This is a genomic window from Methylotenera versatilis 7, from assembly GCF_000799165.1.
GTDB classification, from domain to species: Bacteria; Pseudomonadota; Gammaproteobacteria; order Burkholderiales; family Methylophilaceae; genus Methylotenera_A; species Methylotenera_A versatilis_A.
The window spans coordinates 476,585-492,071 of the sequence record NZ_JUGF01000001.1; the positions used below are offsets into that span (position 1 = coordinate 476,585).

Below are 15,487 nucleotides of genomic sequence, written 5' to 3' on the forward strand. Positions count from 1 at the left end.
ATAGAAATGTCACGTGTCGTCAGATTCCACCAAACCGGTGGGCCAGAAGTATTACAGATAGCAGATGAACAAGTCGCCTCACCAGGCAAGGGTGAGGTGCAGATCAAGGTGCATGCCATCGGACTCAATCGTGCCGAAGTCATGTTTCGCAATGGTCAGTATCTGGAAACACCGCAACTGCCAGCGAGGCTCGGCTATGAGGCGGCAGGCTTAATCAATGCGGTGGGCGAGGATGTGACTGATTTCAAGATAGGTGATGCGGTCAGCACGGTTCCGGCGTTTTCGCAGAATCAGTATGGCGTGTATGGTGAGTTGGCGAATGTGCCCGCATTTGCCGTGGTCAAGCATCCACCATCACTTTCTTGGCCGGAAGCTTCCGCCATCTGGATGCAATATATGACTGCCTACGGCGCATTGGTGGAGTTTGCCGATACCAAAGTCGGTGAGTTTGTGCTGATTCCGGCGGCATCCAGTAGCGTGGGTGTGGCAGCTATCGAGATTGCCAATCTGCTGGGTGCCATTCCTGTTGCTTTGACGCGCACCAGCAGCAAGCGCGAGGCTTTGCTCAAGGCCGGTGCCAAGCATGTGATTGCGACGGAAGAACAAGACCTGGTGACCGAAGTGAACCGCATTACCAATAATAAAGGTGCACGCGTGGTGTTCGATCCGGTTGGCGGGCCGACCATCAGCAAACTGGCAGAAGCGACAGCCCAAAGCGGCATTATTTTCCAGTATGGCGCGCTAAGTACAGAGCCGACGCCATTGCCGCTGTTCCCCGTGCTCGCCAAGCAATTAACCATACGCGGGTATACCCTATTTGAAATCAGCACTCATCCTGAACGCATGGCACGCGCCAAAGCCTTCATTGTGCAAGGGTTGACTGAAGGCAAGCTGAAACCGCTGGTGGCCAAAACCTTTCCGCTAGCGCAGATTGTCGAAGCACACCGCTATATGGAATCCAACCAGCAGATCGGCAAAATTGTGGTGACAGTTTAGCGCTATTAGCAACTGCATAGGCGCTTTGCAGTCGGTTGGGCAGTCACGTTTGAGTGCCGAAATGAAGCCTCCACGATGAAAGTATACAAACATAGAATCTGGGGGCGTTAATGGTGGATTTTGTTTAGCAAGCTCACCCTAACCCTTTAGCGGGACGCCTGACGGTGCTCATGCATTCAACTGTTGAAGGTCAGTTAAGGGACGATTAGAGTCGGTTATTCTAACAGCTCATATAATTCTAAAGAGAAAGTCAGCTTAATCCTGTCTACTTTTCAGTTTAAGGATATTAGGAGTATTTGAACTGCTATTTTAACTTTATTCCGGGATTGGGTTTTATGAAGGTCGAAAATGGATTCCGCGATGACTTTCTGACTGTATCAGCAATCTTAATTCTACTTTTTATTTATGAGCATATATGACCCATAGTTGAACTTCATATATATATATTCAAAACAACACTTAACATTTATACATTTAAATGTGACAATGTATGCAACTTAAATTAAAGAGGCATATATGAACGTATCGTCATTATTCGAAAAAGTCCAATTAGGCGACTTGTTTTTACCCAATCGGATTGTATTACCGCCATTAACTCGCTGCCGTAGCACTCAGCCAGGAAATGTACCAAATGAATTAATGGCAAGTTACTATAAACAACGCTCTACTGCAGGTTTCATGGTTACAGAAGGTACACAGATTGAGGCGCGTGGTCAAGGTTACGCTTGGACACCAGGCATACATTCTGAGGAGCAAATAGAAGGTTGGAAGAAAGTAACGAACGCTGTACACGAAAGTGGTGGAGTTATTTTTTGCCAACTTTGGCATGTTGGCCGAGTATCACATTGCAAGTTACAACCAAACGGAGATGCACCAGTTGCACCTTCAGCCATTCAGGCGAAGTCTGTAAAGGTGTTCATTGAGACAGGTCTAGGTGAGGGTTCTTTGGTTGAACCAAGCATGCCTCGTGAACTGACAACAGAAGAAGTTAAAGAATTAGTTAACTTATATCGTCAAGCTGCTAAAAACGCAAAGTTGGCTGGATTTGATGGCGTTGAACTTCACTCAGCTAACGGTTATCTGCTAAATCAATTCATATCTGAGCATACGAATCACAGAACTGATGAATATGGTGGCTCGCTACCCAATAGACTACGCTTTTTAAAAGAGGTAACTGAAGCTGTAATCGAAGTGTTTGGGCGCAATCGAGTAGGTGTACGATTCGCTCCACTGTTTGCTACCACTACAGAAGACCGAGTTTACCTTGGCCTAGTAGAAAGCAATCCTCATGAAACCTACATTTGTGCTGCTAAAATGTTGAATGACCTTGGGATCGCTTATTTATCAATCGCAGAGGCGGATTGGGACAACAGCCCAGACTTGCCTGAAACATTTAGAAGTGAATTACGTAAAACATTTGAGCGTGCGATAATCTATGCGGGTCGTTATAGCGTACAAAAGGCACTAACAGTAAATTCAAAAGGCTACGGTGATTTATATGCATTTGGTAGAGCATTCATCGCAAACCCAGACTTACCGTATCGAATTCAAAAAGGATTATCGTTGAATCAGGTCCAAAATGATACCCTTTACGGTGGTGGCGAAGCAGGGTACATTGATTATCCATTCAGCACACAATTATCAACTTAAATAGTGGGCTTTCCCACTGGCAATAAGGTGAGAGTAAGATGGATTTAAATGAAGCATTAAAAATGCTAGCTAACCCGACAAGACGTGCAATATTGGCTTGGTTAGCTAATCCTAATGAGGCGTTTAAGGACTACACACAACTTTACCCATACGAGATGTATGGGGTGTGTGCAAGCTTGATTCAGGACAAGGTTGGGCTATCGCAACCTGCCACATCATTATGTTTGAAAGCGTTGCAAGATGCGAACTTGGTCGAATCAACTAAGGTTGGTAAATGGACATACTACAAACGTAACTCGACGGTGGTAGAGCAAGTTTTAGCTACCTTACGTGAAGTATTAAGTGAATAGTGAGGTTGTTATGTCTAGCGGAACTCTAATCAATCAAATAGACCAGATTAGCTCAAATTTGAATGACTGCTATGGGCCGGTTACCGTCATTCAAAAATTATGTCTAATTTACAGCCACATAATGACGCGTCCGGATTTTGGTGATAGGCAAAAATGTCAAGACGACAAGATCGTTGCGCAGGCGCTCAAGAAATGGGCAGGTTGGGTAGCTCTCACCCTAAAACCCCGCCCAAAACTCACGTTACGATCTTGAGTTGCCCATTGCGGCATTAATCATTACAGAGGCGCTGTTCGCTGCAGCTTGCAAGGTAGCACTAGATAAGTGACTGTAGCGTTCGGTAACTTTGCTAGTTGAGTGTCCCAGTATCTGCTGAACCTCGTACAAAGTTCTGCCACTGTTCACCAAGAAACTAGCATAAGCATGCCGACAGTCGTGGATTCGCAAATGTGGTAAGCCTGCTTGAATGCGTATTTTCCCCCAAGCTTTATGAATGTTTGTATACGGATTGCCCGTAACGCGATTCACAAACAAATACTCAAACTCATCTTCAGTGTCCAACTGTTTAATAATATCAAGTGCACTATCATTTAAAGGTACAGAACGTATCTTTTTAGACTTAGAATTTAAAGCAGGAATTTTCCAAGTACGGGTTTCTCGGTTAATTTGATCCCACTTGGCAGACAATGCTTCGTTCAAGCGAGCTCCAGTACTTAGTAAGAACATAACTATCAAGCAAACTGGCCGATTTACACCCGTTTGAAGTACATTCATCAATGCTGCTAATTCAGTGGCATCTAAGTAGTTTTCAACCTTGTTGTCTAAATTAAAAAGCTTAACCCCTGATGCTGGATTTTCTTTAATCATTTGCCAATCAATCGCAAGGTTATAAGCATGCCTCACGTACTTCACCATATGGTCACATGTGGCCCCTGCGAGTCCAGACTCACGCAACTCATTATGAAGACCAATAATCATGGTCTTCGTGATTTGATTGAGTCTAAGATGTCCCATGCGTGATTCTAACCGGCTAGTATAAATCTGGTGATCGGAGCTAGCAGACCTTTTATGTACAGCGGCGTAAGGCTTGTAATGATCTTCGTAAAATGCAGCCAAGGTTGGCACTGCCTTTTGTACACGCTTCTCATTGCTAGGGTCAGCGCCATTCGCAATCTCAAGTTTTAGCATCTTCGCTTTCTTACGAGCTTCTATAAGCGTTAGCTCATTGGTGCGACCAAGCTTAATATAGCTAGTCTTACCAGCACTATTTTTATATCGAACAAAAAATGTTGATATTGTTGATAAAGAAGAAATGATTATTATCAATCCAGGCATAATTTTGTCGCAGTATTCGATACGCTTTTTGTCCCCAGGACACTGCATGGTGTTGTTAATGAAATCTTGTGTTAGTTTTAATACTGGCATAAATTAATCTCCGTTATTCAAGTGGTTATATGTAATCGTAAATGGTTAATATAGATGCGGCCTGTAATAGCGCCGAGTATGCTATGAATGCAATGCGGCCATCCGGACTAAAGTGCCCATTTTTACTGGGTTAGTAATGGTTGGTTTAAAACAGCGCCATTTGGCTCTTATATCTTTTTCACCTTTATATTTGTAGCCATGACTGCTCCAATCATCAGCTAAGGCGAATCCAGCCTCGTCGCCTTCAGTTTCATAGTAAATAACCATTAACACACGAATCCAATCGTGGTAACCCACGTCAGGATCTATATGCTCTAGTAAGGCCGTGATTTTGGTTAAAGTTGAATAAATGTCTTTTTTAATGCGCATTTTTGTATCTCCAAGATAATAGTTAAAAGTAGAAGTGTTGAGATTTGAGTTGGTGTGAAATGGCGGTAAAGGAGGTTAAAGCAAGGGGACACGCACGCTTTTAAAAACCTTCTTTACCGGCTTCAACGTCTAATTTAGGCTCCATTGAATCTAGCAAAGTCGAAATTAAATTTTTGTGACCATCCAAGCGACGCGACCATCAGCGGTTGATTTTTTAAAGATAAAATCACCAACAATACGATTGGCGTTTTTCTTAAGAATCCAGCCAAATTTTGATGGATTAATATTTCCACGCTCTTCAACGGGAAACTCGCAAATGGCATCACGTAATGAGTCTTCACCAATTAAGTCATAGGTGTCACGAATCACTTTGCGTACAGTTGTCGGTGTAGAACCATACCGCTTATGCCAAGCCGTCATTAATACCAAAAGCGCGTCAGCGTCAGGATCGTTTTTTACTTGGTCAAGTAATGATGTAGCCGGATCAGCTTGACCTAACCAAATAAGCGTATGACGGCAATAGTCGGCCCACGCACCACCATAAGTAGCAATGTTCTCAACAGCAGCGCGCGGCGAACCTGCTGCCTTCCATGCAAGAATAATCGTAAGTACAGCAGCTACGTAACGTCCACGATCTCTGCGGACAGTTTCAACAGGTAAACCTTTATAGGATTTTGTTGCAGGCGTAGCGCAACGGTGATCAATACTAATCGTGATTACTCGACGCAATAAATCACGTACTGGACCAACATTATTACCAGAAGATAAGAACAAAGTACGCGTGCTGACAGTAGCAGTCTTGCTAACACCTAAAATGCGATCTGTAATAGATTCGGCTGTCAAAGCACGATTAATGATGCCATGTGGAATCCAATCGGTTGCCATATCGTCAAACTCAATCACAGCTGGCGCTGGTAATAGCAGAGCTAAAATAGATTTAGTGGCTTCCTCACCGGTAGTTGGATAGCTGACTTTCTGAGTCAAGCCAGGTTTAGCAAATGCACTAATCAGCTCGTTTTGGTAGGTTTTACCACTACCAATCGTGGATGCTTTAGTGTGGAACGCAGGCGCATAAGCGTAAGATGTTCTAGTGACGGCAGTAAAGATGGCTGAGAGTGCTGCTGACTTATCAGATGGGGTAGCGTAACTAAATTCAGTCAGCAAATCATTTAAAAGCGCTAACGCGATATGCGCAGCATCAATAGTAGGCGTAGTCGTTACAAATTTACGCGCATCAAACACGCCAAATCGCTTAGAAACTTTATCGTAACCAGCTTGGGTAACTAATATGCCATCAGACTCACGGAAGTAGGGTTGACGTGCAACGCCCAACAAATGCGGTAAATGCGCGTATGTTTGGCTATCGCTCAGAATACCAATATGCCGAGCTGGTGGGTCACATGCTACAAAACCACCAGCACGAGCGCTAAATTTCTCCCAAGCAGCACATATCGACAACTCTTTAGTCAGCGCAGGCACATTAATCGGCACAATCGATGGATCACCGGTTTCAGGGTTAGTAGAAATAGTGACGATTAAACCGCCAGCCTGATAATGGCGTCCGCCTTTCGCTAATTCTCTTTCTGCTGTATTAACAACATGGTGTAACTCACCTTCAACAATGCGAATAACTGGTTTATGCTTGGCTTCACCTTTTGTAATACCAAGAAAATCAAAAAACTGCTTGGTTTTATAAACTTCACCATGAGAATGCTGGCATCTAAAACCGCCATTTAAATAGGTTTCATTTGGTTCGAAGAATGCAGTGCCACTGTCTAAAGCGTCTGTATGCTCGTTAAGCCATGGACAAGTGACATCATGCTTCCCTGAGCCTAGTGGTGTTTTGTACAAACCACGCGCCTTTAGTGCTTTAATGACTGGATTTTCAGACGATTTTGGCGTGAATACTTCATCTGCATCTTCATGATCGTAGTCGCGTGATTTAGCATTTGTTGCTAAGGAGGATTGGGATGTATCCGCAGGCAATAGTTCTAATTGCAAACCTGCAATGATCTCTTGCGGTGTATAAACTCGCTCTGGTGCCCACTTAACGAGACGGCTTTGAAACGGCTCACCAGATGCGTTAACATGCTTGGCTTTACCATTGATGCCTACGGGCAGTCTTGCCCAGCGACCTTGCGCGCCTGTTGCTCCTGCATCACATAGCCCCGCAATAATAACTGCATCTAGCAATTGATTCGCTTTGACGCCATTTATAATGGGTTCAGCGAGAATAATGCCACCTTGATAGTTACCTGGGCTTGTTTCAAGTAGGTAAGACAAGTCGAAGTCATTCAATCTAGCAAATGAGACTTTTGTGCCTATGTCATCAAGCATTAACAAGTGATAAGCGGCGAAGTTGTCTTTACGTGCATGAAGAAAACCATCGTCACCTAGGTTGAAGCTTGAGCAATTAAGGTAGTTGTTGTGAGTAGCGGGTATATTTTCTACCACTTTATCCGCACGCTTAGCGACCCAACCGCCTTGTGTCGGATCGCCAGGTTTAGAGCAAACAGCAGAATGGGCACCTATCGGCAACTGATGAAATAGGGCAGAAACAAACTCTGCATTTGTTACTTGTAATGTTACAAATGGTGGCGGTAAAACCGGTGAAGGTGGTGTTGGTGTAACTGTGACAGGTAGCGAATGTATTTGTGAAAAACCGCCTTTACCGGTTTCACCACCTTTTTCTGGGCTAGCTATGGACATTTTTTGTGTTTCAGACAAATGTTCGTCTATAAGCGCGTTTTGAAATGGTGAGTTCAAAAGTGGTGAAGCCGGTAAAGGTGGTGAAATCTGAGCGATAGTCTGCTCACCTTGCATGCTAACGTTGGGTTTGATGGCTATGGCTAAATTATCACGCAAAACTGTAGGCGCGATAATTCTGTTTGATATAGCGGCTGATGCTGGCAGCGCTACTGTTTGACTTTGTGTTGTCATTTACTGTTCTTCTTATATTTCCCTGGGAGAGGGTTGGGTTTACTAGCAATAGATCGGATGTTTAGACATCATATTTTCCAAGCAGAACCCAAACTTGCTTCTCGCATAGAGTGGTTAATAACTTGAGAAAACATGACGGGAAGATTTGGTGTCATGCGCATAAACGACCAGTCTCTGATAAGTTGCCATCAGCAATACTTCGTTTCATGCCTCACTTTAATAAGGGCTGCAATACAGCCCGTTTATTACAATTAATGTTTGATTTGAAAATCCTCCAGCACTGGAAATGAATATCCATTCTCAATAATAATCAACATACATGCGGGTGCTACACTTTGCTCATACTCATCAAGTTTTGACCAAAAGTCACTACCTAATAGCTCTTGAATTGGCCACACATAGCCATACTCAAAAATTGAATCTGATAGATGTTCAAACATGCGAGACACTAGTGATTTAGGCACTAACATATCGTCAATAATAAAATAACCATAGGTATCCCCTTGTCGATAATCGTCGATATGGGTACTTAGAAAGCGGGGGTCCATGTCTGCTGATTTATAAATTTTTGATTTCAATTGCATTACAAATTTCCTTCTTAATCCACCAATATTATTTTTTAAGCTTAACCAGGTGGTTGAAGTTAAACTTTTCGTCGAAAATCACTTAAAAACTAAGTGAGTAAATGAGCCTATTTTTTTATCTAGTAGACTCATTTACAAATTACTACTTAAATAAATAATTAGATATAGTCAGGAAAATGCTATTTTCATAAGAGATCTTATTAAACAACCGGGTTTGTTTAACATATTGTTTTAATATATTAAAATATGAAAAACATATACATATAAAATAAATATGAAATGCCAAATAGGACTGTTGTATGCATGCAACAAATTTTAAAAAAAGATTAAAATTCCATTAAACCAATAACAATTTAACTTGAAAAAAGTGCAGTCATTTGTGACCAGGAAACTAAATAAAGAGCAGGAAGCAAAAGTTTTTAAACTTGTTACTACCTATTGGCCCCATTACCTAGGATTAAGACAACCTTACAATATTGAGGGGTTATTTTTTTGGTCACGAGATCTTTTAAAGCAACTAATTAAGAAGCAATGTGAGATTGAAATCGCTGATCGTGTAGTGGTGAATTATTTAACCCGCTGGGGGATAAAGCCATTAAATAGAGCTAAGACTAAATTAGAACAATGTGATTCTGACATTCAATGTTGGTGGAAAACTCATGGAGAAGAAGTGCTTGCAAGAAGCAAAAGTGAAAATGCAAAAATTTTTTGGATGGGTGAAATAGGTTTAATTGGCTTGGAAAAGGTTGAAAGTAGCAGAAACAAAAGATTAACCAATGTTCCTGTAATTGAAAATCAGGGACGTATGCATTGGCTAACCTTTCAAGGAGAGTTCAATGATGAAAAACAAGTGATGTTTCTTAATTCATTAAAGCGCCAGAGTAGAACCAAAATATTTTTAATTCGTAAAACGTCAACGCACTTCAATAAATGGTTGGTAAAACACTGGTTAAAAGATAACAAAGATTACATGGAAATTTTCCCTCCTCCGGATGTGGATATTAAAAAATAAAGAAAACTAACCAGCATCCGGCTCCAATCGAGTGAACTACTTTTTAATCACCCCCTTGGGTTTATGATATTGAATATTACCTACTGAATCAGTTTGGTAAATCTTGCCGTCTTTGATTTGATATTGCTGTTTGTGGTACTGTTTATTACCGACAGTATCAGTCTCTATGATCCGTCCATCTTCCTGAATTATTGCTGATGGCTTGTGATATTGCGTGTTTCCAGTCGAATCTTGTTGATAAATCCTGGCCTCGTCAGCAGATACATTCAACACAAGTAACAACAAGCCACTGGCAGCTAAAGTCCTATGTAAATATTTACTGTGCATGATTATCCTTTCTCATTAATCGATAGCGCCAAGAATCTTTGAGGCCTCTGAATGTTGCAGCATATATTCACGTAACCAGTGATAATGATTAGCGCATATTTCAGCAAACGTTTGGTTACTGTTAAACGACAAATGACTATAAGCATACAGGCAAGCTGTAATACCTAATGCATCTGCTGATAGCGTACCTTCATAGCCATTTTCACAACTGATTTGATACGATTGATTCGATACAGGAGCCATGTAAAAGCCACCGTTACTTAACGAATAAAACTCCCAATAAGCCCCATTGTAATCATTTGCGATATTACCAGCGATTGAATAAACAGCAGGCTCGATATTGAGCGGGAAACGAATGCCAAATAAATCAGCGGTATGTTGAATGCGTTGTTTGTCAGCGACTTGCTGACGAGTAATGATTGACTGTGTCATGAATAACTCCTAAAGTTTATGTGTAATTGTTGCCCCCCTCCACTTGCAATAGGCGTGCAAAATCCTCCGCATGGTGCCGGATCATTTTTTTAGACTATTGAGTTTATGTAGTGGGTGGAGGTGGGTGAATCAGGAAAAAAAGTTGTCTGAGCGTTGCACTCAGGTAATGCTAGTTGAATTTGTAGCTTCTATATGATCAGTGACTTTTCCTTTTTCCCAAAGGTGCTTGGGTACGTAGTAAACAGGACCACCAGCATTGTTCCAACACAGCAGAAAGATGACCCATTGCCGATCGCCGGAGGCTTCATCCAGATAGTTGCAAGCATCCCACGACATAGCGATATCAGTGACATTAGGCCAATTTCCATCATGCGCCTTGGCCCACTCAAAGTCGCAGCCAAGGATTTGCAAGAGGTCATCTTCCATTTCACAAACATAGCCGTAACCGCCTAGATAATCAGCATAATCTTGAGTGGCTTCGGGTTGCTGCATGAGCCAATCAATATCTGCCTGGGTAATTTCTAATGGGTTGCTGATTGATGAGTGTGGGTTTTGGCAAAGACCTAACAGGACAGCAGCCTGATCCTGCAATAACCTGAAACTTATCTTATGCTGTTTGTAATGCAGACAGGCTTCATTGAAGTGATGAATCTTGATCATGTATGTCTCCTGTTCGATGTGTGATTAATGCGTATTGTTGATTGATGGCATCGGCTAACGCTTCCTCGGGCAAATCCCAAGCTAGTACAGTTTCAATTGCTTCCAGGTAAAGTTGGCGGTACATAATGTTTTGTTCCTTTAAGGTTGTGACGATTGATAAGATAAATAACGATTGCTGCAAGTGAAATAACGGTGAGAGGAAAAGCTAAAAAGAGAAAGATGAATAAAAACATGCCAAACTTTCGGGTGGACTCGAATAGCAGGCACACAAAAGTAATCACGGTTAAGGTGATGAATTCCATGGAAAAACTCCGGATAAGATTGTAAAAAGTGAGGAGAAGTGGGGTGGTTCTATATAAGCTCGGTATAACTAATTTTGTTTAATTAGTCTTTTTGAGATTAAGGACTGGCTTAGTGTTATGGCTAGATATTTTTGGAGGACAACGGACTACAACTACCTGAGTGTGAGATTTAAGGCTTAATTGGCTGAGCTGGGCTTGTCTATAATTTCAAAGTAAGCTGCTTTTGGTGGGGAGGGTTTTTTGGTCTTGAACGGTTGTGCAGGCTTAATTACTGTTACTTTTTTCTTTAAAGCAAAAGAAGTTTTATAGTCACCTTGAATTTCTACAACCTTCAAATTAATGTCTGTAGCCATCAATACGTTCATTTCAGATATAAATGCAGAATTGTCTAGAATTTCATAACCACGTACTTTGCCTTCTAGATTCCGCACAAGCCCTTCATTCTTGAGTGCCGCCATCAAAAAAGCTGGTGTATTGGTTGATTTACCTTGTAGCAGCTCTATCAGAGGATATGAAGTGAGTGGAATTGCAGCTTGATTCATCGCTGTTTGAATTGCATTTAAAGATAGCCATTCAGGACTGAATAAGCCGCCACCCGTATTTTCAACAACACGGAGATAAATCTTGTTATCAGCAGTGCAGCCAATGTGATAGGTGAGGGTGGCCCTAGCAGAGCTGGTAAGGCAGGATGCGATTTTAATAACCCGCATTGGTAAAGCTTTGGTAGGTATTGTTTTTGTCATGATGTAGCTCCTTAGAAGTTGATGATAGAAATGGTCCTTCATATAAGATGGTTAAAAAGTCGCTGCGTATAAAACAAGAAAAGAAAAAAGTTTTAAATTCGAAGCGATACTTTTGGCCGGGTGACTGCATGAGTTAAAGGTGGTGAAAGCGGCATTCGGATCTCCGCTCCATGCAGCGTAAGGGTAGGGACAAAAACAAAGGTGGTGGAGTTGTGGGCTGACAAAGGCGGTGTTATGAATGCTGGTAATTGGCCGCAAAATGATATGTAGCATGGGTTTTCCGGCTTTACCACCTTCACCGCTTTTGTTCACTAGCAGTTTCTTGCGAAGACGCCATTGATTACTATTTATACTGTTTTGAGAAAAGCCTTTCAAATCGGCTAGTTAGTTGCGCTATTCACCCTAACTCACAGAGTTATCCACAAAATTTGTGGAGAGAGCTTAATATGGGCTGTTTGATAGTTTTGAATTGATTGGCAGCCCTAACTTGGCCCGAATGACTCATAAGAGGGGATGTTGCTACAGTTTGATTGAGTTTAAAACGGTGGTTACCATCAAATTAAAATCCACCAAGCCTGAGTCAATTACGCACATTAATCGTCTCATTCGGCCTTTTCCGCCAAGGCACAGAGTAGTAATAACTCTGTGATTTCCTATACCGTAGAAAGTGAATCTAGTGGCAGCATAAGTTTGCCGGAATAGTCTCCTAGGTTTGATAATGATCCCTCTGGTTTTAGGGCACGTAAGCAGCTTTCAAATGTTTGCTGTGTATTTATTGAATTATCAGTGTATCGAAATAAAACAACTAAGTTTTTGATCAGGTGCAACCAGTATGAATAACTTAATGGTTTGTGGTGATAAATAAATCAGAGTGAGTTCTTAATGGCTAACTCTTACTGGAGCTCATTAACTAAAAACTTTTTAAGTTTTCATGAAATATAAACATTGAAATGTTCAATATTAATTTAATTCAAATCCACCGTTTGCAGATAATCTGGCACCATTGTTTTCCAGTGCAGTTTTTCCTCAATATGTAGGCGCATAGCATCAGAAGCAGTTGGTTCGCCGTGTGTAATAAAGGTGGTTTTAGGTGGGCTTTCAAAGCCATCTAACCAATCCAGTATCTCAGCATAATCTGCGTGAGCAGACAGGTTAGGCAAATACTTAACATCAGCGTGTACTGGGACATATTGGCCGTGAATTTTGATACTTTCAGCACCGTCAAGCATAGCCGCGCCACGGGTACCTGCGGCTTGGAAGCCCACGAACAGAATAGTATTTTTGGGGTTTGGTGCGAACGCTTTTAAATGATGCACAACCCGACCGCCTGTGGCCATGCCGCTTGCCGATAGGATGATCATTGGCCCGTTGGTTTCATTTAATCGTTTGGACTCTTCAATACCATTCACCATAATTGCAGTATGACATAGCGCATGACTTTCTTCAGGCGTTAGGCGGTGCTCGCCGCGGTAGTGGTTGAATATTGCGGTAGCGTCTACTGCCATTGGGCTATTAAGGTAAACGGGGGTGTTGTTTTCAATCGCTCCAGATGCTTTAAGTAGATGGATGTAATAGAGTAGCTCTTGCGCACGACCTACTGCGAATACAGGAATGACCACAACACCTTTGCGGTTGACAGTTTGATTGATAATCTCGGCTAGCCTAATTTTCGGGTCGGTTTTGTCGTGTAAGCGATTGCCGTAGGTAGATTCCAGCACCAGATAATCAGCTTGTTTGATGCGCACCGGTGCTTTCATCAAAATATCATGAGGTCGACCAATGTCACCCGAGAATAGTATGGAGGTTTTACTATTTTGAATGTGTACAAACGCAGAGCCGAGGATATGCCCACTGGGTGAAAGTCTTGTAGTAATGCCATCACCTAAGTCAATATCCTGTTCATACCCAACTGCAGTAAGCAGTGTGATTGCTTTTTGAGCATCTTCTTGAGTGTAGAGCGGCAAGGCTGGGAGGTGTTTAGAAAAACCGCGCTTATTGGCGTATTTTGCTTCCTCTTCTTGTAAATACGCAGAGTCTAATAACAACACCTCACATAAATCACGGGTTGCTTCAGTGCAATAAACTTTGCCAGAGAAGCCATTTTTAACAAAAAGTGGCAGGTAACCCGAGTGGTCAATATGTGCATGGGTGAGTATTACCGTATGGATATCTTTTGGGTTAATAGGTAATGTATCCCAGTTTCTAAGTCGTAATTGTTTAAGACCTTGAAATAGCCCGCAATCAATTAGTATGCGTTTTTCGTCGCCAGATTTTGTTTCAATATTGAGTAAATATTTAGAGCCTGTAACAGTGCCTGTTGCGCCCAGAAAGGTTAATTTCATTTTATTTCTCCTTTGCTAGATTCCTTATTTAAGGCAAGCCGAAATTCCTCAAGCTTGGCCTCGTAGTTGTCAGCCGCGCCAAAATCTAAAAAATGCGCATAGCGTACATGAGTGCCTAGAATCTTTCTAGCATGTTTAATTGGGCAAAAGTACTGTTCAGTGCGCGCCACAATTTCGCTGATATAAGCAATCATACCAGCGCCATAAGCGCAGTAAGAACAATGAAATTTCTCAATAAAATTAAGGTATTGCAGTTTGTGACGATCAAAAATAATATAATCAGCACGGCGTACTTTTTTAATACCGTAAATCGGAAAACAAGATAGCTGGTAAAAAGTAATGAATAAATCGGTCAGCAGCAATGGAATAATCATCGAGTAAATAATCGGTCCAGTAATCAGGTTTTGCGGCCTATTTGTGACCAGCCAGCGGAAGAAGTTTTTTTTAAGTTTAAGGTGAGTTTGTTTGATTGATTGTTCAAACTCGACTCGTTTGCCTTTAATTTGAAAAAATACACTCGACTGCTGTTCGCTAAGTGCAGTACGTAGCTCATCTTCTAGTGCTGTTATCTGCGTTAGCAGTTGTTGAATGCGCATATCCATTTTGGTCTCCAGTATTCTTGTTAGGCATATAGAAACATGCACATATGTCACTCATGACAATAAACTTAGTTTATCAGTCAGAAACCGGCATACAAGTACGTGCTTGCACGCATTATATTATCGGACAAATTTCACTATATTAGTGTAGATAAAGCTAGGTAAAAGCTGTCTTTTGCGAGTAGTTAGCTTTGCCTGGCAAGTTGTTAAACCATGTGTTGGGTATTTTTCAGTAAATTTGTGCACCTTAAATAAGGAAATTTCTATGACAAATATAAGCAAGAATCAAATTGATGAGTTAAAACAAAGAATGGAGTTAGAGCTTTTCCAATTAGTTAATGAAATGCGAGATGAAATGGATCCTGAATCGAAATTGAGTTATGTTGATGTTGGGGGAGATGGTAACTCGGGTGATGAAGCGATTGCTAACACTATTGTGGATACTAATAATGCAGTGATTGGGTTGCATTTACAGAAAGCAATAGATTTAAATGCAGCGTTAGACCGCATCCAGTCAAATGTTTATGGCGTATGTATAGATTGCGGCGATGATATTATCTTTGAGCGTGTAACTGCCTATCCAACGGCAAAACGCTGTTTTAAATGTCAGCATATGCGAGAAATGAAGATGGTGAAGTAACCTAATTCTAATTTATAGCGGTTTTAGCTAATTTGGTTTTGTAGACTCATTTTCATGAGTCACAATTTATTAGTTAAGCTAGTAAATTCTTTTGTTGGAAAAAGTAATAAATCATCTT

At 41.5% G+C, this 15,487-nt stretch carries 16 protein-coding genes; 5 read left to right on the forward strand and 11 right to left on the reverse strand.

Annotation, left to right across the window (positions count from 1 at the left end; translation table 11 throughout):
* Positions 1 to 6: 6 nt before the first annotated feature.
* The 3 genes from K370_RS02070 (at position 7) to K370_RS02080 (ending at position 2,996) form a co-directional block, all read left to right on the forward strand.
* Positions 7 to 996, forward strand: a complete 990-nt coding sequence (locus K370_RS02070) for a zinc-dependent alcohol dehydrogenase family protein (RefSeq protein WP_047537637.1) — start codon at positions 7 to 9, stop codon at positions 994 to 996.
* Between the two features lie 516 nt (positions 997 to 1,512).
* The gene (locus tag K370_RS02075) at positions 1,513 to 2,646 is read left to right on the forward strand and encodes an alkene reductase (RefSeq protein WP_047537640.1); all 1,134 of its coding nucleotides are present in this window, start codon (positions 1,513 to 1,515) and stop codon (positions 2,644 to 2,646) included.
* Between the two features lie 38 nt (positions 2,647 to 2,684).
* A complete protein-coding gene (locus K370_RS02080; RefSeq protein WP_019896709.1) occupies positions 2,685 to 2,996 on the forward strand; it encodes an ArsR/SmtB family transcription factor in 312 nt (103 codons plus the stop codon).
* 241 nt (positions 2,997 to 3,237) lie between these two features.
* Here the strand turns inward: K370_RS02080 and K370_RS02090 are convergent, their stop codons facing one another.
* The 4 genes from K370_RS02090 to K370_RS02105 all read right to left on the reverse strand — a co-directional run bounded on the left by K370_RS02090 (position 3,238) and on the right by K370_RS02105 (position 8,312).
* Positions 3,238 to 4,419, reverse strand: a complete 1,182-nt coding sequence (locus K370_RS02090; RefSeq protein ID WP_047537647.1) for a site-specific integrase — start codon at positions 4,417 to 4,419, stop codon at positions 3,238 to 3,240.
* An 81-nt stretch (positions 4,420 to 4,500) separates the two neighbouring features.
* Positions 4,501 to 4,788 (reverse strand): PriCT-2 domain-containing protein, encoded by a 288-nt coding sequence (locus K370_RS02095; RefSeq protein WP_047537649.1) that lies wholly within the window; start codon positions 4,786 to 4,788, stop codon positions 4,501 to 4,503.
* A gap of 165 nt (positions 4,789 to 4,953) precedes the next feature.
* Complete coding sequence (locus K370_RS11840) at positions 4,954 to 7,728, reverse strand: DNA-primase RepB domain-containing protein (RefSeq protein WP_052185137.1); 2,775 nt, start codon at positions 7,726 to 7,728, stop codon at positions 4,954 to 4,956.
* Positions 7,729 to 7,979: 251 nt separating this feature from the next.
* Positions 7,980 to 8,312 (reverse strand): hypothetical protein, encoded by a 333-nt coding sequence (locus K370_RS02105; RefSeq protein ID WP_047537652.1) that lies wholly within the window; start codon positions 8,310 to 8,312, stop codon positions 7,980 to 7,982.
* A 358-nt stretch (positions 8,313 to 8,670) separates the two neighbouring features.
* Between K370_RS02105 and K370_RS02110 the strand changes: the two genes are divergently transcribed.
* Positions 8,671 to 9,324: a hypothetical protein gene (locus tag K370_RS02110; protein ID WP_047537655.1), complete on the forward strand. Its 654-nt coding sequence runs from the start codon at positions 8,671 to 8,673 to the stop codon at positions 9,322 to 9,324.
* Between the two features lie 36 nt (positions 9,325 to 9,360).
* Here the strand turns inward: K370_RS02110 and K370_RS02115 are convergent, their stop codons facing one another.
* The 7 genes from K370_RS02115 to K370_RS02145 all read right to left on the reverse strand — a co-directional run bounded on the left by K370_RS02115 (position 9,361) and on the right by K370_RS02145 (position 14,732).
* Positions 9,361 to 9,651 carry a hypothetical protein gene (locus K370_RS02115; protein ID WP_047537659.1) on the reverse strand — a complete coding sequence of 97 codons (291 nt, stop codon included), beginning with the start codon at positions 9,649 to 9,651 and terminating at the stop codon, positions 9,361 to 9,363.
* 15 nt (positions 9,652 to 9,666) lie between these two features.
* On the reverse strand, positions 9,667 to 10,083 hold the full coding sequence (locus K370_RS02120; RefSeq protein ID WP_047537662.1) for an antirestriction protein: 417 nt from the start codon (positions 10,081 to 10,083) through the stop codon (positions 9,667 to 9,669).
* A gap of 159 nt (positions 10,084 to 10,242) precedes the next feature.
* The gene (locus tag K370_RS02125) at positions 10,243 to 10,743 is read right to left on the reverse strand and encodes a hypothetical protein (protein ID WP_047537664.1); all 501 of its coding nucleotides are present in this window, start codon (positions 10,741 to 10,743) and stop codon (positions 10,243 to 10,245) included.
* A 478-nt stretch (positions 10,744 to 11,221) separates the two neighbouring features.
* Positions 11,222 to 11,788: a hypothetical protein gene (locus K370_RS02135; RefSeq protein ID WP_052185138.1), complete on the reverse strand. Its 567-nt coding sequence runs from the start codon at positions 11,786 to 11,788 to the stop codon at positions 11,222 to 11,224.
* A gap of 51 nt (positions 11,789 to 11,839) precedes the next feature.
* Positions 11,840 to 12,100: a hypothetical protein gene (locus K370_RS12180; protein WP_152603132.1), complete on the reverse strand. Its 261-nt coding sequence runs from the start codon at positions 12,098 to 12,100 to the stop codon at positions 11,840 to 11,842.
* Positions 12,101 to 12,753: 653 nt separating this feature from the next.
* Complete coding sequence (locus tag K370_RS02140) at positions 12,754 to 14,130, reverse strand: MBL fold metallo-hydrolase RNA specificity domain-containing protein (RefSeq protein ID WP_047537668.1); 1,377 nt, start codon at positions 14,128 to 14,130, stop codon at positions 12,754 to 12,756.
* Positions 14,127 to 14,732 carry a hypothetical protein gene (locus tag K370_RS02145; protein WP_047537670.1) on the reverse strand — a complete coding sequence of 202 codons (606 nt, stop codon included), beginning with the start codon at positions 14,730 to 14,732 and terminating at the stop codon, positions 14,127 to 14,129. Before K370_RS02145 ends, K370_RS02140 begins: the two co-directional genes overlap by 4 nt.
* Positions 14,733 to 14,994: 262 nt before the next feature.
* Between K370_RS02145 and K370_RS02150 the strand changes: the two genes are divergently transcribed.
* Entirely contained in the window at positions 14,995 to 15,369 is a 375-nt protein-coding gene (locus tag K370_RS02150) for a TraR/DksA family transcriptional regulator (RefSeq protein ID WP_047537672.1), read from the forward strand.
* Positions 15,370 to 15,487: the final 118 nt, after the last annotated feature.